This is a genomic window from Kitasatospora sp. NPDC004240, assembly GCF_053603215.1.
In genome coordinates, this window is record NZ_JBSGFD010000007.1 from 51,045 (window position 1) to 68,003 (window position 16,959).

13 protein-coding genes and 4 pseudogenes are annotated in these 16,959 nt (G+C 72.0%); 14 read left to right on the forward strand and 3 right to left on the reverse strand.

From position 1 onward, the window contains the following. Window positions 1-207 precede the first annotated feature (207 nt). From ACWEQL_RS03530 to ACWEQL_RS03560, 7 genes are all read left to right on the forward strand, one after another. A complete protein-coding gene (locus ACWEQL_RS03530; RefSeq protein WP_452148484.1) occupies window positions 208-843 on the forward strand; it encodes a hypothetical protein in 636 nt (211 codons plus the stop codon). A gap of 88 nt (window positions 844-931) precedes the next feature. After that, window positions 932-2,620, forward strand: coding sequence for a GH3 auxin-responsive promoter family protein (locus ACWEQL_RS03535; RefSeq protein ID WP_452148485.1), 1,689 nt, complete (start codon window positions 932-934; stop codon window positions 2,618-2,620). Next, window positions 2,617-3,480: a class I SAM-dependent methyltransferase gene (locus tag ACWEQL_RS03540; protein ID WP_452148486.1), complete on the forward strand. Its 864-nt coding sequence runs from the start codon at window positions 2,617-2,619 to the stop codon at window positions 3,478-3,480. The genes ACWEQL_RS03535 and ACWEQL_RS03540 overlap by 4 nt, the downstream gene beginning before the upstream one ends. A gap of 1 nt (window position 3,481) precedes the next feature. After that, window positions 3,482-4,894 carry an FAD-dependent oxidoreductase gene (locus tag ACWEQL_RS03545; protein ID WP_452148487.1) on the forward strand — a complete coding sequence of 471 codons (1,413 nt, stop codon included), beginning with the start codon at window positions 3,482-3,484 and terminating at the stop codon, window positions 4,892-4,894. Beyond that, window positions 4,888-6,057 (forward strand): hypothetical protein, encoded by a 1,170-nt coding sequence (locus ACWEQL_RS03550; protein WP_452148488.1) that lies wholly within the window; start codon window positions 4,888-4,890, stop codon window positions 6,055-6,057. The genes ACWEQL_RS03545 and ACWEQL_RS03550 overlap by 7 nt, the downstream gene beginning before the upstream one ends. Continuing rightward, a complete protein-coding gene (locus ACWEQL_RS03555; RefSeq protein WP_452148489.1) occupies window positions 6,054-6,854 on the forward strand; it encodes a DUF6182 family protein in 801 nt (266 codons plus the stop codon). Before ACWEQL_RS03550 ends, ACWEQL_RS03555 begins: the two co-directional genes overlap by 4 nt. Continuing rightward, window positions 6,848-7,669, forward strand: a complete 822-nt coding sequence (locus ACWEQL_RS03560) for an SAM-dependent methyltransferase (RefSeq protein WP_452148490.1) — start codon at window positions 6,848-6,850, stop codon at window positions 7,667-7,669. Before ACWEQL_RS03555 ends, ACWEQL_RS03560 begins: the two co-directional genes overlap by 7 nt. A 266-nt stretch (window positions 7,670-7,935) precedes the next feature. Here the strand turns inward: ACWEQL_RS03560 and ACWEQL_RS03565 are convergent. After that, window positions 7,936-8,124: pseudogene (locus tag ACWEQL_RS03565) on the reverse strand (flavodoxin family protein); the annotation flags it as partial. Window positions 8,125-8,510: 386 nt separating this feature from the next. Between ACWEQL_RS03565 and ACWEQL_RS03570 the strand changes: the two are divergent. Beyond that, window positions 8,511-9,395 (forward strand): annotated as a pseudogene (locus ACWEQL_RS03570) (M9 family metallopeptidase N-terminal domain-containing protein); the annotation flags it as partial. A 277-nt stretch (window positions 9,396-9,672) separates the two neighbouring features. Further along, window positions 9,673-11,109 carry a collagenase gene (locus ACWEQL_RS03575; RefSeq protein WP_452148529.1) on the forward strand — a complete coding sequence of 479 codons (1,437 nt, stop codon included), beginning with the start codon at window positions 9,673-9,675 and terminating at the stop codon, window positions 11,107-11,109. Window positions 11,110-11,372: 263 nt separating this feature from the next. Here ACWEQL_RS03575 and ACWEQL_RS03580 read toward each other — a convergent pair. After that, window positions 11,373-11,813 (reverse strand): annotated as a pseudogene (locus ACWEQL_RS03580) (flavodoxin family protein); the annotation flags it as partial. A gap of 199 nt (window positions 11,814-12,012) precedes the next feature. Continuing rightward, window positions 12,013-12,198: pseudogene (locus tag ACWEQL_RS03585) on the reverse strand (transposase); the annotation flags it as partial. Window positions 12,199-13,012: 814 nt separating this feature from the next. Here ACWEQL_RS03585 and ACWEQL_RS03590 point away from each other — a divergent pair. Genes ACWEQL_RS03590 through ACWEQL_RS03610 form a run of 5 tightly spaced genes read left to right on the forward strand, consistent with a single transcriptional unit; the run spans window position 13,013 to window position 16,927 of the window. Next, entirely contained in the window at window positions 13,013-13,318 is a 306-nt protein-coding gene (locus tag ACWEQL_RS03590; protein ID WP_452148491.1) for an urease subunit gamma, read from the forward strand. A 3-nt stretch (window positions 13,319-13,321) separates the two neighbouring features. Next, window positions 13,322-14,035, forward strand: a complete 714-nt coding sequence (locus ACWEQL_RS03595) for a sirohydrochlorin chelatase (protein ID WP_452148492.1) — start codon at window positions 13,322-13,324, stop codon at window positions 14,033-14,035. Window positions 14,036-14,081: 46 nt separating this feature from the next. Continuing rightward, window positions 14,082-14,513 (forward strand): urease subunit beta, encoded by a 432-nt coding sequence (locus ACWEQL_RS03600; protein WP_452148493.1) that lies wholly within the window; start codon window positions 14,082-14,084, stop codon window positions 14,511-14,513. Then, on the forward strand, window positions 14,514-16,238 hold the full coding sequence (ureC, locus tag ACWEQL_RS03605; protein ID WP_452148494.1) for an urease subunit alpha: 1,725 nt from the start codon (window positions 14,514-14,516) through the stop codon (window positions 16,236-16,238). Then, window positions 16,235-16,927, forward strand: a complete 693-nt coding sequence (locus ACWEQL_RS03610) for an urease accessory protein UreF (protein ID WP_452148495.1) — start codon at window positions 16,235-16,237, stop codon at window positions 16,925-16,927. The genes ureC and ACWEQL_RS03610 overlap by 4 nt, the downstream gene beginning before the upstream one ends. The last annotated feature ends 32 nt before the right edge of the window (window positions 16,928-16,959 follow it).

A 16,959-nucleotide genomic window follows, 5' to 3' on the forward strand; every position in this document is an offset into this window, starting at 1 on the left:
CGGATCCCTCGCCACACTGTCGAACGGAACGACTCGATGAGCGTCACCCTCGGCCGTCAACTTGCGCTGCCGTGCCGATGTGGTCGAAGGTGTCCAGCGGAGCGCCGACCTACGCTCGGATGTGTGCGTACGGCTGCCGATTTCCGTCGAGCCCATCCGAAGGCATCCCCACCCACTCGCTACGACAGAACGAAGATGTGAAAATCCATGACCGCGACGCCGGACTTCTGTGTCGTGTCGGGGCCGGACCACGCCGGAAAGTCGTCCGCGCTACGCGAACTGGCCTCAGGCGGGCTTCAGTTACCGATCGTCTCGGTGGACCGGGCCCATCTGGGGCCCGGGCACCTGCTGCTGGAACGGCTGCACGGCGCCATCGTCGCCGACGTCGGGACCGCACTCGGCCAGGCATATTCTGCGGATTTCCTCACGGCACTCTCACAGACGCTGGTCATCCATATGCGTGACCGCATCCAGCGGATGGGCGGACAGCCAATCCTGGTGGATTCCTATTACTATAAGACGCTAGCCAAATGCCGCATGGCCGGGGCGGAAAACCCCATGCTCGATTGGTGGCGCTCCTTTCCCCAGCCACGCCGTGTCATTTATCTGAATGTCGACCCTGCGATCGCCTGGGACCGGGCCCGGCGGGAGAGTTCCGCCCATCCGCTGGAGTGCTACGGGAACAGCGTCGGCCGGGAAGGTTTCGAAACCTACCAGCGGGATCTCGGGAAACTCATCCGGGAGGAAACCGCCCACCTTCCCGTCACCGTCATCGGGGAGCAGAAGAGCGCGGTCCACACCGCCCGGGCCATCCGAGAGGTACTCGACGATGAATACGCATGACACGATGCCGACGGCCGGGGCCGGAGCCGGAACCGGAACCGGAGCCGCCTGGGATTCTCCGGAACGCCTCCGGCGTTACCGCGACAGGGTGCTCGCCGAACGGGACGGCCTTCGCACGGCCTGCGCGGACCTCACCGGGCACCGCGACCGCGTCCTCGAGGACCTCCTCGCGTTCAACGCCGGGACGGACTTCGGCAGGAGGCACCGGTTCGACGCCCTCCGGGGCCTCGACGACTTCCGCAAGGCCGTACCGATCCACACCTACGCCGACCTGGCCCCGCTCATCGAACGCATGGCCGCGGGCGAGAGCCGGGTCCTCAGCGCCGACGACCCGACCATCTACTTCACCAGCAGCGGCAGTACCGGTGACCACAAGAAGATCCCGGTGACGCCCCGCTTCATGCGCACGGTCTTCATGCCGTTCTACTACGCCATGTGGGCCCCGATGGCCGAGCACTTCTGGCCGGCGGTGGCCGACCCGCGAGCCGTGCTCAACCTCAAACAGGACCCCCTGACGGCCCCCCGCACCACCGCCTCGGGCCGCCCACACCTGGGCGCCAGCCAGGTCGACTTCGGCGAGTGGTTCGACGAGCCGCTCGCCGCCGAACCGGGCACGGCGGCCCCCTGGTCGACGCTCCCCCCGCACATCGGCGAGGACGAACACCTGGAGCGGGTCTACGCGCGGCTGCGCCTGGCCGTCGAGCACCGCGGGCTGCGCGGCATCATCACCTTCAACCCCGCGATGGTGGCGGCGCTCCCCTACCAGCTGCACCTGTGGTGGGAACGGATCGTCCGGGACGTCCGCGACGGCACCGTCGCAGGTCACCCGCACGGCTCGCCCAACCCGGACCGCGCCGCGGAACTGGAGCGCGTCGCCCGGTACGTCGGCGACCGGGTGCGCCCGGCCCACGTGTGGCCGGACATGCGGGTCGTCCTCACCTGGACGACCGGGGTGGCCTCGCTCTACCTGCCGCGGCTGCGGGAGGAGTTCGGCACGGGCGTGACCGTCCTGCCCGGCCCGGTGGCCCAGTCCGAGGGCCCGGTGGGGGTGGCGCTGGACCGGCACCCCACAGCCGGCAGCCTGGTCCTCACCGCGGCCGTGCACGAGTTCGTGGACGCGGCGGACGGCCTGCACCCGGACTCCGGGACGCTGTCGGCGCACGAGCTGGAGGCCGGGCGCGAGTACCACGTGGTCTTCAGCCACGTGGGCGGCCTCTACCGGTACGCGGGCGGCGACGTCGTCCGGGTCGTCGACCACGCCCACGGCGTTCCGCGGGTGGAGTACGCCGGCCGCAACACGCTGAGCGACGTCGCCGGTGAGCGGCTGCGCGAGGGCCAGGTCGTCCGGGCGCTGTCCGCCGGGCTGGCGGCTCTCGGACTCGACGTGCGCAACGCGGCCTGCCGGGTGAATCCGCCGCACGACGGCCCGGCCGGCTACACCTTCGCGGTGGAACCGCGCACACCGTGGAGCCAGGACGAGACCGAACGTCTCACCCACCTGCTCGACGCGGCCCTGTGCCGCGAGTCCCCCGGCTACGCCGACGCGCGCCGCCGGGGCCGGCTGGGAGTGCCGGCGATGCTCAGGCTGCCCGCCGACTCGTTCCAGCGCGAGTGGATCAGCACGGTGGGCGGCGGAATCCGGCCCACCCAGGTGAAGGACCGCCTCTTCCGTCAGGACCCCGTGCTGTGGCAGCGGCTCACCGGCCGGGCTCCGCAGGACGGCACCGCCGAAGACCGACAGGCACCCGACGACCCGAACCGAGGAGCACCGGCATGACCGCGACCAGCTTCGACGCCGTGGAACGCACCGCCCTGCTCACCGCGGCACTGCGGGCCGCCGAGACCCGTCGGCCCAACCGGCTCTACGCGGACCCCTACGCCGAGCGGCTGGCCGGCGAGCTCGGCCCGCAACTGCTGGAGGAGGTCCTCCGGGTGACGTTCCCGCAGGGCCGGCCCAGGACCGTACCCAGCACCCCCGACTACAACGCGATCCGCACCCGGTTCTTCGACGAGCTCCTCCGGGAGGCCGCGCAGGACCCGGCCATGACGCAGATCGTCCTCGCGCCCTCCGGCATGGACTCCCGCGCCTACCGGCTGCCCTGGCCCGACCACGTCCGGTACTTCGAGGTGGACCGGCCGGCCGTCCTGGAGCACAAGGCCACCCGCCTCGCCGGCGAGCGGCCCCGGGTCGACCACCGCACGGTGCCCGTCGACCTGGTCACCCACACCTGGGAGGACTCGCTCCAGGAGGCCGGGTACGACCCCGCGGCCCCGTCGACCTGGCTGCTGGAGGGGCTGCTGTACTACATCCCGGAGACGGACGGCCGGCGCATGCTGGACCGGGTCGCGGCCATGATGGCGCCGGGCAGCCGGATCGCCGCCGACGTCGTCAGCGCCACCGCCCTGGCCGTGCCCGACATGCGGCCGCTGCTGGACGTCTTCGCCGGATGGGGCTGTCCCTGGGTGTTCGGCTGCGACGACCCGGTGGCCCTCTTCGCCGAGCACGGCTTCAGCACCCGGGCGGTACAGCCGGGCACCGGGCAGACCGTCGCCTACAGCCGCTGGGCCGATCCGGTGCCCGATCCCGGGCAGCAGGGCGTGCGGCGGTTCTTCTACGTCTACGGGGAACGCGTCTGAGATGCCCACCGCTATCGTCGTCGGCGGCAGCATCGCGGGGCTGGGGACGGCACTCGCACTCGGCACCGCCGGGTACCGCGTCGTCGTCCTGGAGTCCGATCCGGAGCCGCCCGAGGGAGATCTCGCGCGGGCTGCCGAAGGGTGGCACCGGCCCACCGCGCCCCACGCGTCCCACTCGCACAACCTGACCGGCCTCGGCGTGCGGGTCCTGTCGGAGCACGCCCCGCACGTCCTGACCGCAGTGCTCGACGCCGGGGCGGAGCTGCTCGACCTCACGGCCGCCATGCCCCCCGGCGCCAGCCACCGCGGCCGGATGGCGGGCGACGAGGACCTGGTGGCCCTCGGCTGCCGCCGGACCACGCTGGAGCTCGCACTCCACCGGGCCGTACGGGACCTGCCGGGTGTCGACATCCGGCACCGGACGGCGGTACGGGGCCTGGTGCTCGACGACCACGGCCGCGCCGCGGGCGTGGTGACGGACGACGGGCGCAGCCTGACCGCCGACGCCGTCGTCGACGCCACCGGCCGCCGTTGCGCCTCGCGGACCTGGCTGAGGGCGGCGGGCGTCCCCCTCTCCGAGGACCGCCTCCACCCGTCCGGGCTCGCCGTCTACACCCGCTTCTACCGGCGCCGCCGGGGCGGCCGGCGGCCGGGTCCGCTGAACCGGGGCAACGCGGCCGGCGGCATCTGGGACCACTACGCCGGCTTCGTCCACCTCGGCGACGACGCCACCCACTCCGTGGTCCTCACCGTCCTCCCGGGCGACCCGGTCGTCCGGGCCCTGCGCCACACCGCGGTGTTCGACGCCGCCGTACGGGCCACCCCGTGGCTCGCCGCATGGGCCGACGGAGGAGAGCCGCTGACACCGGTGCGCGCCATGCGCTGCCCGCCCACCGTCCTGCGCGGCGCGGCCACGGGTGGACCGGGTGCGATCGCCGGGCTGTACCTCGTCGGCGACGCCGCGTGCGTGACCAACCCGCTCTTCGGCCGCGGCATGTCCCTGGCCCTCGCGCACTCCTTCGCGCTCGGCGGTTTGCTGGCCGAGCGCCACCCCGACGATCCGGGGCTGGGTCCCGCCGCGGCCCGCCGCACGCTCCGCCTCATGAAACCCTGGTACGAGCACTCGGTCCGGGCCGACGACGAACGCTCCGCCCACTGGCGCGAGTCGGTCGCCTCCGGCCGGGCCTCCCGCGGCCCGGCGCGACAGCTCGTGCCCGCGCAGGCGAGCGTCACCCAACGGGACGGCCTGGCCTGGCGCGGCCTCATGCGCATGCTGATGACGCTGGCCCCGCAGGAGGAGGACCGCGCCGGGCCGTGCTGGGACACGCGCTCCCACACCCCGGGGACGCAGGAGCCGCCCGCCCCCTCCCGGCAGGGCTTCGCACGGCTGCTCTCCACGGCGGGATCATGCTGACGCCGACGCCCGCACCGCCGGCACACGCCCAGGCCGCGTCCGTACCGGCCCGGCCCGGCCGTGTCCTGCTCGCACCGGTGACGATCACGCCGACCAAGCCGTTGACGCCCAGCCACCTGAAGTTCCTGCTGTGGAGCGATGTGATGTACCGCGCCACGGCCCTGCTCACCGACTGCGCGTACCGCTACAGCCACACCACCTACCACCTCACCGAGCAGACGCTGGGCTTCTGGGCGTTCCTGGACCGCACCCGGGGGGACGGCCACTACGAGGACCTCACCGAGGAGGAGATCGGCGAGCTCTACGTCGCCTACCGCCAGGACCCGCACCGCCCCACCGCCGAGGAGCTGCGTCCCTACGCGGACGCCGTCGAGCACCAGGCATGGGTACACCCCGTCAGCGTCCGGGTGCTGCGGTGGTGGACCGCGCACTTCTCCGAGCTCGGGCTCCACGATCCCGGACTGTTGGCCCACCAGCCGCCCGGCCTGGGCCTGGAGGAGGTCCTCGAACGTCTCGCCACGCTCGACGTCCTGCTCGACCTGCGCGGCCACGGCGGTCCCGTCCACCTGGACCTCACCCGCTGGGGGCTTCCCCTGCGCCCGATCGTCGGCGCGGACGGCCGGCCCAACTACCTGGCCTGCGCGCTCCGGGAACTGCTCCCCCTGGCCGCGGAGTTCGACGAAGTCGTCCTGGTCCACGACCCGGAGCTCGGGCCCGACTACCGGCTCCTGGAACGGACGCTGACCGTCGCCGGCGCCGGCGCCCGCCGCTTCACCATCGGCCGGGTGCCGATCGACGGCGTGGTCCGGTCCGCCCGGCAGGGCGGCTGGCAGGGGTACACGGTCAGCGCCCTGCTCGGTGCGGCCGACGGCCACGCACCGGAGGCCGTCCGGCTGGGCATGCGTCTGTACTTCATCGCCGTGCTCGGCGCCGGCGCCGAACAGTCCTTCCGCCACGACCTGTTGGAGCAGTGCCTGCGCCGGGCCGCGCACCTGCTGGCGACCGCGTCCGACGGGCCGACCCGGGAGGAGACGGCGGCGGAAGTCGCCCGGCACCGCCGGAACCACCTGTTCGTCCAGCCCTACCGGCTGACCTCGGCACTGCTGGCCCGGCACCGGCCCGCGCCGCCCGCCACGGCCCTGCTGCGGGAGGTGTACCTGTGACCGCCGTCCAGGAGCACCTGCTGGCCGACGCCGCCGTCCGGATCCACCGGGCCCGGCCCGACCTGGCCGCCCGGTTCCCCCTCGGCTCCGCCGAGGACCTGGGCCGCGTCAAGGAGGCGGTGCTGGCGGAGCCGGACGCCACGGCGGCGGTGTGCGTCCTCGGCCGGATCGACCTCGCCGCCTGGACCGCCGGAACGTGTGCGTTCGCCCTCGCCCTGCCCGCCGGGGCGGCCCTGGCCTGGCGCCGGTCCTTCACCCGCACGCTGTACCTGGCGGGCTCCCCGGCCCGGCTCACCGACCGCTTCGCCTTCGCCCACACCACCGACGACTGCGCCTGGACGCTACCCGCGCCGCCACGGGAGCACCTCGGTCTGCGCCGGCTGCTGAAGGTACTGGAGGCGCCCCGGACACTCCCGGCCTCCGCCCCGGTCACCGTGGAGGTGCCCGCCGTCCCCGGACGGACCCGCCGCACACCGGTCCACCGGGAGCTCCACATCGCCACGGCCGGGGTGCCGCTGTCCGGGGTGCTCGTCCACCTGGGCCACCTCCTCGCCGAGGCCGTCCTCGACGGGCTCGTCCTGGGCGGGGACACCCTGACGTTGCGGCAACCACCGCGGCTCACCCCAGAACCGTACGCGGCACTGCGCATCGACGCCGACGAGGCCGACGGCGGCCGTGGCCGACTACGGCTCCTGGCAGCCCTGAGCCCACCCCTGCCCGCACCGCCCTCCGGGACCGGCCATCGCCGCCCCGTCCCCGGACAACCCCGAGAAGAACGGAGCACCGCCCCATGCTGACCCAGCACCCCCACACGCCCGCCGAGGTGGGCACCCTCTACAACCGCTACACCGACGTCTACACCCGCGCCCTGGGCGGCAACATCCACCTCGGCTACTGGGAGCACGACGAGGACCCCAGCTCCGTGGAGCAGGCCACCGACCGGCTCACCGACATGGTGGCCGAGCGCCTGCGGCCGGCGGAGGGGCAGCGCATCCTGGACATCGGCTGCGGCCATGGCAGCCCGGCCCTGCGCATCGCGGCGCAGCACCCGGTCGAGATCACCGGGATCAGCGTCAGTGACTACCAGGTCCAGCTCGCCAACAGCCGTCCCCAGCCGGCGCACCGGCCCGGACGCGTCACGTTCGACTTCGCCAACGCCATGGAACTGCCCTTCCCGGACGACTCCTTCGACAGCGCGTACGCCATCGAGTCGTTCATCCACATGAAGGACCGCAAGGCGGCGATGGCACACGTGGCCCGTGTCCTGCGCCCGGGCGGACGGCTCGTGATGGCCGACATCTACCTGGACGGCGAGCCCGAGGGCGCGGACGCCGCACTCATGGCCGACTCCTACCAGTTCTTCAAGCTGTCGCTGACGCCCGACTGCTACCGGGATCTCGCCGAGGGGGCGGGCCTCCAGGTCGTGGACTTCACCGACATCAGCGAGAACGCCCGCCGCTCCTACGACGAACTGGCCGTCACGTGGCGCGCTGCGGCGAAGGAGGAGACCGGCGCGACCGCCGCCGAGTGGAACAGGGCGGCGGACCTCACGGAGGTCTACGGCCGTGTCCCGCAGGTCCGCTACGGCCTCCTGACCGCGGTGCGCCCCTGAACGTCGCGGACCGCGAGCACGTCTCCGCAACCACGCGTCGTGCTCGGCGACCGCATTCGGCCGTCCTCGGTCGATCGACCTGCCGGTAGCGGGTGAAGGGCCGCGTGCACACCGGGCAAGCTTGCTCGCGCAGCGGCTCACGCAGCGGCTCGCGCCGGGCCGGCAGGCCGGGGCGGCGCCGCTTGCGCGGTGCCGTCGTCCGCACGGACGTGGACGCGGATCAGGTCGCCGTGCACCCTGGTCGCGATGCGGGCGCCCCGACGGATCAGCTGCCGGAGGCTGTAGACGACGTTCATCGCGCAGTGCTCGGCACCGCCCTCGTTCCCGGTGATCGGACAACCACCGACCCGGCCGTAGTACGCGTACTGGCCGGCCGAGTTGAGGATCGACGAGCAGGCGTAGAGCCGCTCGATGACCTCCTTCATCACGGAGGAGTTGTCGCCCAGCCAGACCGGCGGAACACTCCGGCACCCTAATCGCAGCACACCCAGACATCAGGGACGCCGAGAAAGCCGGAGCAGCTCAGTCCTTCGTCACCGCCGCCGCCAACGGCAAGTTCGGCGCCGCCTGACGCGTCGACCCGTCGCGCAACAGGCCGTGCACGCCCGGCCGGGGTCTCCCCGGCCGGGCGTTCCGCGTCAGGGGCTCAGATCGGCCAGTCCGCGCGGCCCGTCGGACCTGTGCGGCCGCCCGGATCGTGGCCCGATGTCCCTTCGGCTCCCCTACCCCGGGCCGCTCAGGCCGGGAACGTCGCAGGTTGGCCGCCCGGAGGGGCGCAAGCCACGAGATGGCCGAAAATCCCATGCAATATAACCTGTGACATTGTTCTGATCATCGGTCGATGACAGGATCCACGCCAAATCTCCTTCCCTCAGCCCGACCCCACGTCGGGCTGCCCCCACTCGACGAAGGATTCGGCGTGCTCCTGCGCACCAGACTCTCCGTGCTCGCGGCAGGCGTCGTCGCCTGTTGCGCCACGGCCACCGCCGTGCTCCCGGCCCAGGCCTTCGCGGCGCCGCCCGTCGCGACCGCCGGGTCGGCTCCGACCACGACGACCGCCTCGGCCGGCCCGGTCGGCCCCGCCGCCCCGACGGCCCCGACCACGACCACGGGCTCCGAGGAACCCGGCGAGCCCGCCGCCCCGCTGCCCCCCGCGCTGATAGGCGCGACGCGCCTGCTGGAGGAGCCGGCCGACGCGGCCTCCCCCGCCCGGTTCAAGTCCCTCGCCGTAGACAGCTGCACCCCGGCCGACTTCGCGGCCCTCACCGGGGCCGACCTGGTCGCCTTCATCAAGAGCTCGACCCCGGAGTGCATCAACTCGCTGTACCAGAGCGCCGGCGCCGACCCGAGCATCTTCAACCAGGCCCGGATGCTGTCCGTCGCGGTCGCCCTCAAGGACGTGGCGGCGAACTACCCCGGCGACAACACGACCAGCATCGCGCAGCTGGTGAAGTACCTGCAGGTGGGCTACTACATCCAGTTCTACCACCCCGCTGCGGCGGGCGCGTACACCCCCGCGCTCACCGACGCCGTCACGACCGCCCTGGACACCCTCTTCGCGGGCACCCGCTGGCGCGACGTCAGCGAGAACAACGGCCGCATCCTCAAGGAGGTGGTGTGGCTCACCGACAGCGCCAACGTCCAGGCCCACTACCTGGCCGTCTACAAGCGGATCCTGGACGAGTACGACAACACGTACAACCAGTTCCCGCAGATGCGCAGCGCGGTCAACTCCGTGCTGTTCTACCCGCTCTGGGGAGGCTACCGGAACAAGGACTTCGTCCAGGCGCTCGCGGCCGACCCGCGACTCATCAACTCGCTCGCCGACTTCGCGATCAACCACCGGGACCTGCTCAGCGGGCCCCACTCCGTCCTCGACACCAACGCGGGCAACGACCTGGCCAAGTTCGCCGGGACCAGCCCCGCCGCCGAGGCCGTGGCCAAGCCGCTGGTCAAGAAGGTGCTGGACTCCGCGCCGCTGCTCTCGCTTCGGGACGCTGTACCTGTACACGGCCCGCCAGGCCGAGTACTTCAACTACAGCCAGTGCTCCTACTACGGCATCTGCGACCTGCGCAACAAGCTCACCTCGGTGATCCTGCCGAACCAACTGGTCTGCGACAACCGCATCCTCCAGGCCCAGTCCCTGTCGGCCGCCGAACTGGCCACCGTCTGCGAGAGCCTGCGCAAGCAGGACGCGCTCTTCCACAGCGTGTCCAAGGACAGCGGGGCCATCCCGAACCAGTACGCCAAGACCGTCACCTTCGGGATCTTCGCCAACAAGGCCGACTACACCACCTACTCGTGGGCGATCTACGGCAACAGCACCGACAACGGCGGCCAGACCGTCATGGACGCGACCGACCCGAACAGCCGGGCCGTGACCGTGATGTACCAGAAGCCCTGGAACGTCAACGACCCCGCCCGGGTGTGGAACCTCAACCACGAGTACGCCCACTACCTCGACGGCATCTACAACCTGAAGGGCAACTACGACACCCAGTCGTCCGTCCCGAACAAGTGGTGGGTCGAGGGCCTCGCCGAGTACGTCTCGTACCGCCACCGCGGCGCCACCAACGTCGACGCGATGAACCAGGCGGCCAAGCACACCTACAAGCTCAGCACGCTCTTCCAGAACACCTACGCCAACTCGGACTCGACCCGCATCTACCCGTGGGGCTACCTGTCCGTCCGGTACATGCTGGAGAAGCACCCGGCCGACGTCCAGGCCATGCTGGAGCGCTTCCGCGTCGGCGACTACCCCGGCGGCTACGCGGTCTACAACAACCTCGGCACCTCGTACGACGCCGACTTCGACGCCTGGCTCGACGCCTGCGTCGCCGGCGGCTGCTACGCGACCGGCCCGACCTCGCTGTTCGACACCACGGTGAACGGCGCGACCGTCAGCCTGAACGAGCGCTCCGTGCAGACCGGCCCGGGCCGGATCACCGGCTGGCACTGGGACTTCGGCGACGGCACCTTCTCGGACGAGCGCAGCCCGAGCCACACCTACGGCACGCCCGGCCTGTACACCGTCGCGCTGACCACCACCGATGACACCGGCCGGATCGGCACCACACAGGGCGCGGTCACCACGACCGCCCTCGGCCTGCCGACCTGCCCCGGGCAGCGCGCCGACGCGATGGACCGCAACTGCGCCCGGACCGGCCGCTCCGCGACCGCCGGCAACACGGACTACCTGTACGTCTACCTGCCGGCCGGGACCACCACGCTGAAGGTCAACACCTTCGGCGGCACCGGCACCCCGTACCTGTACTACAACGCGGACACCTGGGCTTCGCCGAAGGCCTACACCGCCGCCTCGACCGCCGCCGGCACCACCCAGTCCATCACCGTCACCAACCCCACGGCGGGCTACCGCTACCTGGGCCTGTACGCCGCCACCGACTTCAGCGGCGTCACCGTCACCACCCAGTTCTGATCCACGGAGCACCGCGACCGGCGCCCGGCCGGGCTCTCCCGGCCGGGCGTTCGCATGCGCGGGCGGGGCACTTCGCGCCGGACTGTCCGGATGGTGATGAACACGGCCGCGGCACTCGCCCGCGGCGAGGAGTTGCCGCACCCGGCGGAGGCGGCCGAACGGGCGGCCGGCTGCGACGAGGCGGTCCGGGACGACGCGGCGACGAAGTTCCACCACATGACGATCAGCCAGTCTCCGGATCCTGTCTCAACAATGCCGGCAGTTCAGCGGTGTTCGGGGTTCTCGAAGTCGAAGCGGCAGCCGGCGTCCCACTCGGAGCGCTGGTTGCCGTGGGCGGGGATGCCTCCGGCGTCCTTGAGCATCCGGGCCAGGTGGAGCTGGTTCCACGTCATGAAGGTGGCGTTGCGGTTGGTGAAGTCGTTCTCGGGGCCGCCCGACCCCTCATCGAGGTACGACGGCCCCGGGCCGGCCGGGCCGACCCAGCCCGCGTCCGCCTGCGGCGGGATCACGTAGCCGAGGTGCTGCAGGCTGTAGATGACGTTCATCGCGCAGTGCTTGGCGCCGTCCTCGTTCCCGGTGATCGGACAACCACCGACCAGGCCGTAGTACGCGTACTAGCCAGCCGAGTTGAGGATCGACGAGCAGGCGTAGAGCCGCTCGATGACCTTCTTCATCACGGAGGAGTTGTCGCCCAACCAGACCGGCGGAACGCTCTGGCACCCATCTGACCAGCCCCAGAATCGGACAGGTCCAGCGCCCTCGCCTGTCCGAGCGTTCGGTCGCCTGCGGTCGTAGTGCCGCAGCCGCCCCGAGAGCCGCTTCCAGAACCCTGCCCGGCTTTAGGGGACGTCTCGGACCGAGGGTCGTGTCCCGCGAAGCGGCGTAGTGGTCGTGTGCCAACGGTCATGAAATCGAGGGAAGTTCGTCGCGACTGTGCTCGCTGGGGTAGAGCTGGTCCATGCTTCCCTCGGGCAGGTAGCGGCAGGGGAAGGCGATCCATTCGTCGTGCATCTCGAACAGCACGGCGGTGACCAGTCGCAGGAGCGCGTCGTCGTTGGGAAAGACCTGGACGACGTCGGTGCGGCGCCGCCCACGGTCATCGCCCGCAGCCGCACCAGCCGCGACGTGCCGTCGAGACACCGGGATGCGGGGATTCCCAGAGGTAGGTGTCCGATGACAGGGCCGTCACGCACCGGCACGACGCCGGACGGTTCGAGGCCGGCAGGGCGTTCTCTGCGGCGCCGGCCGACGCGCCGGTGGGCGGAACCCCGCTCCGCGCGTCGTCCGCGGCACGCGTGGCGGAGCGCACGCAGCGGACGAGCACACGCCGAAGACCGAGGAGCACCGAGCGGGGACCGGGCTGCGCGAAGTCTGCGGGGTCGAGCGGGGCGGGCCTCGGACCAGTGCGTCCGTGCTCACTCGGCGAGGGCATCGGGTACCTCCGGTTTCGTACGCACGGGGTGCCGTAGCAGGCCGGACGCGCGAGAGCCGCGCGCCCCTGTCACGGCTGCGGCACCGGGAACGGAAGACGTCGGGCGGCAGCTCGCCCGGGGCGGTGACTCCGCCTCCGCACCTGGTGCCGGCATCCGAATGCCGGGAGTCTAGGGCGCCGGAGGGAGATCATCACAACTGTGCGATCCACCAGGGATTCTGACGGTTCGGCCGCCCGCGCCTGTGCGGTCCGCCAGGACCGGCACCCGGTCCACCGGTCGTGACAATCCGAAAACCTCTCCGAAACACAGCGGTGCTCCGATGTGCAGAACCCGACGGCCGGGGCCCGACCGTGCTCCTGGCACGGACACGGTCGGCCCGGCACCGACGACGACACCGCTGCCCCGCCGGCCGTCCCCTCCCCGCCACGACGGCGCGCACCCGCACCTCCCGAACCACCCAGGAGCATCCGATGAACCTCGCCCCACGAGAGATCGACAAGCTGTACGTCTACGTGGTGGCCGACCTCGCCCGCCGCCGGCGCGGGCGAGGCGTGAAGCTCAACTACAGCGAGGCCGTCGCGCTGATCAGTGAGGCGCTGATGGAGGGCGCCCGCGACGGCCTCTCGCTCGCCGAGTGCATGGAGCTCGGCCGGACGGTCGTCGGCGCCGACGAGGTGTTGCCCGGGGTGCCCGAGATGCTCCCGCTGCTACAGGTCGAGGCGGTGTTCGCCGACGGCACCAAGCTCGTGTCCTGCCACGACCCGATCGGTGCCTGAACCGTGCGGCCCACGGCCCGACCGCACGGGCGTCCCGCAGCCACCCTCGTCCTGGTCGGCGGCCACGAGAGCCGCGCCGCCCGCGACCTGGCCGACCTCGCCGAACAGGCCGACGCGCTCCGCGCCGTGCCGGTCGGACGCGAACTCGCCCGGGCCGTCGAGGACGCCCTCGCATCCGGCCCCGAGCCGGTGTGCGTGGTGCCGATGACCCTGGGCCGCGACCACGCACTCGTGGCGGACACGGCACGCGCACTGCAGTGGCTGACACGGTCGGCCGATGCCGAACGGGTCGCCCTCACCCAGCCGTTCGGAACGACCACACACCTCGTCGGCTGGCTCCGTGCCGCCGCCGGCACCCGCCACGACGCGGACGCCCTGCTGGTCACGGCACCCGCCGCCGGACCCGACGACGACGCGCAGCTGTACCGGATCGGCCGACTGGTGCGCCAGTACGGCACCCACCGTACGGTCGAGGTCGCCTTCGACGGCGGAGATCCGGACGTCGCCGACGGCATCGACCGCTGCCGCCGCCTCGGCGCCCGCCGCGTGGCCCGGGTTCCCGCCGGGTTCGACGGACCGTTGCTGAGCAGCCGGGCGGTGACGGAGGTGCTGCGCGCCCGGACCACCCGAGCCCTGCACCTGCTCGGACACGGCGACAACGGCATCGCCTCCGCGCTCACCGGCGACCACGGCCATGACCACCCCCACCCCCACTGACCCCCACCCCGCACACGTCGCGGACACGCGACCGGAGGAGCGCACCATGGCAGGAAGAGCCGCATACCTGTACGGAGACGATCCGATCGAGATCAACGCCGGCCGGGCGAGAGCCGTGCTCCCCGTGAGCAACACGGGCGACCGCGCCGTCCAGGTCGGCTCGCACTACCACTTCTTCGAGGTCAACCGCGCACTGTCGTTCGACCGCGACCTGGCCTACGGCATGCACCTGGACCTCCCGGCCGGAACCGGCCTCCGGTTCGAGCCGGGCGACACCCGTGAGGTCGAGCTGGTGGCCTACGCCGGTCACCGGCGGCTGGTCGGGTTCAGCGCGCTGGTCGACGGCGGACTCGGCTCGGCGGACACCCGGGCCTCGGCGCTGCGCCGTGCCGTGGCCCGAGGCTTCCTCGGCGCCCGAAGCGGGGACCGTACGGAGGCGGCCCCGGTCCGGCGCGAGGGCGCGGAAGGCGGGATCTGAATGGCGATCATCTCGCGCCGGCAGTACACGGATCTCTTCGGACCCACCGTCGGCGACCGCTTCCGCCTGGCCGACACCAACCTGGTCGTCGAGGTCGAGAAGGACCACAACCAGGGCCACTACGGCGACGAGGCGGTCTACGGCGGCGGCAAGGCCATCCGCGACGGCATGGCGCAGGACCCGGCGGCCACCTCCGCGCAGGGCGCGCTCGACCTGGTCATCACCAACGTCGTCGTGCTCGACCCGGTGCTCGGCGTCGTCAAGGGCGACATCGGCGTCAAGGACGGCTTCATCACCGCCATCGGCAAGGCCGGCAATCCGCGCCTGCAGAACGGCGTGCACCCGAAGCTGGTGATCGGCCCCGGCACCGACGTGATCGCCGGTGAGCACCTGATCGCCACCGCCGGCGGTATCGACACCCACATCCACTTCATCGCCCCCCAGCAGGTCCAGGAGGCCCTGAGCAACGGCATCACGACCCTCATCGGCGGCGGCACCGGCCCCTCCGACGGCACCAACGGCACCACCTGCACCCCCGGCCCCTGGAACATCCACCGGATGTACCAGGCGGTGGACGACCTGCCGGTCAACGTCGGTCTGCTGGGCAAGGGCAACGCCTCGCTGCCGGGCGGACTGCGCGAGCAGGTCGAGGCCGGAGCCTGCGGGCTGAAGGTGCACGAGGACTGGGGCACCACGCCGGCCGCCATCGACACCGCGCTGCGCGTCGCCGACGAGTACGACGTGCAGGTGGCCATCCACACCGACACCCTCAACGAGTCCGGCTTCTTCGAGGACACCCTCTCGGCCGTCGACGGCCGGACCATCCACACCTTCCACACCGAGGGCGCCGGCGGCGGCCACGCCCCGGACATCATCCGGATCGCCGGCGAGCCCAACGTCCTCCCGTCCTCGACCAACCCGACGCTCCCGTACACGGTGAACTCGATCGACGAGCTGCTCGACATGGTGATGGTCTGCCACCACCTCAGCCACCACATCCCCGAGGACGTCGCGTTCGCCGAATCCCGGGTCAGGGCGGAGACGGTCGCCGCCGAGACCGTCCTGCACGACGAGGGCGTCATCTCGATCTTCTCGTCGGACTCTCAGGCGATGGGCCGGATCGGCGAGTCGTTCACCCGCGCCTTCCAGACCGCCCACCACTGCAAGGAGCAACGCGGCAGGCTCGCCGACGACACCGAACGCAACGACAACGCCCGTGTGCTGCGCTACCTGGCCAAGCTCACCGTCAATCCGGCCGTCGCCGCCGGGATCGCCGACCACGTCGGCTCGCTGGAGCCCGGCAAGCTCGCGGACATCGTGCTCTGGCCGATCAACTCCTTCGCCGCCAAGCCGAAGTCGGTGATCAAGGGCGGCATGATCGCCTGGGCCCTGATGGGCGATCCGAACGCCTCGCTGCCCACCACCCAGCCGGTGTACTACCGGCCCATGTTCGGCGCGTTCGGCCGAGCCCGGCAGGCCACCCGGGTGTCATTCATGTCCCAGGCCGCCGTGGATCGCGGCGTCCCGGCCGAACTCGGCCTGGAGAGCCGGGTGTTGCCGGTACGGCGGTGCCGCACGGTCGGCAAGCAGCACATGGTGCGCAACGACGCCACGCCGGACATCCGGGTGGACCCGGAAACCTACCGGGTCACCCTGGACGGCGAGCCCGCGACCATCGAGCCCGCCCGCGAACTGCCGCTCAACCGGCTCTTCTACCTCGCGTGACCGCGGACCTCGACAAGCTGCTCGTCTGCCTGCAGCTCACCGACTCGGCCTTCCCCAGCGGCCTCTACACCCTCTCGCACGGGCTGGAGGGCTTCGCCCAGGCCAGGGCGGTGGACCAGGACGGCCTGCCCGATCTGCTCGCCGACCTGCTGCGCCACTCGGTCGGACCGGCGGACGCCACCGCGCTCGCGCTGGCCCACCGGGCGGCCGGAGAGGCGGACTGGGCGGACGTGGCCGAGGTGGACCGGCGGCTGTTCGCGAGCAAGCTCAACCGCGAACAACGGCTGGCCACCACCCGCACCGGCCGTCAACTGCTGGACAACGCACGGTTCGCGGTCGGCGGTGAGGCGCTGGACGCCTACGCGGAGTGGGTCGCCGACCGGCGGGCACCGGGCTGCCATCCGGTGGCGGCCGGCGTCGCGTACGCGGCGGGCCGCGTTCCCACCGACCAGGCCGTCGCGAGCGACCTGTTCGCCTTCGCCGTCAGCTTCGTCGGCGCCGGCCTGCGCCTGCGGCTGACCGATCACCGCCGGGCCCAGCACACGCTGCGCGAGATCGCCCCGGTCATCGCCGAGGTCACCGCGGCCGCGCTGGAGAGGGAACTGCCCGACCTGGGTGGCTGCGTCCCGGTGGCGGACGTGATGGCGGGCCGTCACGAGCGGGCGCAGGCCAGGCTGTTCGCGAGCTGAGGGCTCGCGCCTGAAGACCGTTCGAAGGAGTT

Bases quoted from the DNA above. Each gene is read 5' to 3' on its own strand.
- ureC (WP_452148494.1), top strand. From the start codon at position 14,514: ATGGCGATCATCTCGCGCCGGCAGTACACGGATCTCTTCGGACCCACC.
- ACWEQL_RS03540 (WP_452148486.1), top strand. From the start codon at position 2,617: ATGACCGCGACCAGCTTCGACGCCGTGGAACGCACCGCCCTGCTCACC.
- ACWEQL_RS03545 (WP_452148487.1), top strand. From the start codon at position 3,482: ATGCCCACCGCTATCGTCGTCGGCGGCAGCATCGCGGGGCTGGGGACG.
- ACWEQL_RS03600 (WP_452148493.1), top strand. From the start codon at position 14,082: ATGGCAGGAAGAGCCGCATACCTGTACGGAGACGATCCGATCGAGATC.
- ACWEQL_RS03560 (WP_452148490.1), top strand. From the start codon at position 6,848: ATGCTGACCCAGCACCCCCACACGCCCGCCGAGGTGGGCACCCTCTAC.
- ACWEQL_RS03530 (WP_452148484.1), top strand. From the start codon at position 208: ATGACCGCGACGCCGGACTTCTGTGTCGTGTCGGGGCCGGACCACGCC.
- ACWEQL_RS03550 (WP_452148488.1), top strand. From the start codon at position 4,888: ATGCTGACGCCGACGCCCGCACCGCCGGCACACGCCCAGGCCGCGTCC.
- ACWEQL_RS03590 (WP_452148491.1), top strand. From the start codon at position 13,013: ATGAACCTCGCCCCACGAGAGATCGACAAGCTGTACGTCTACGTGGTG.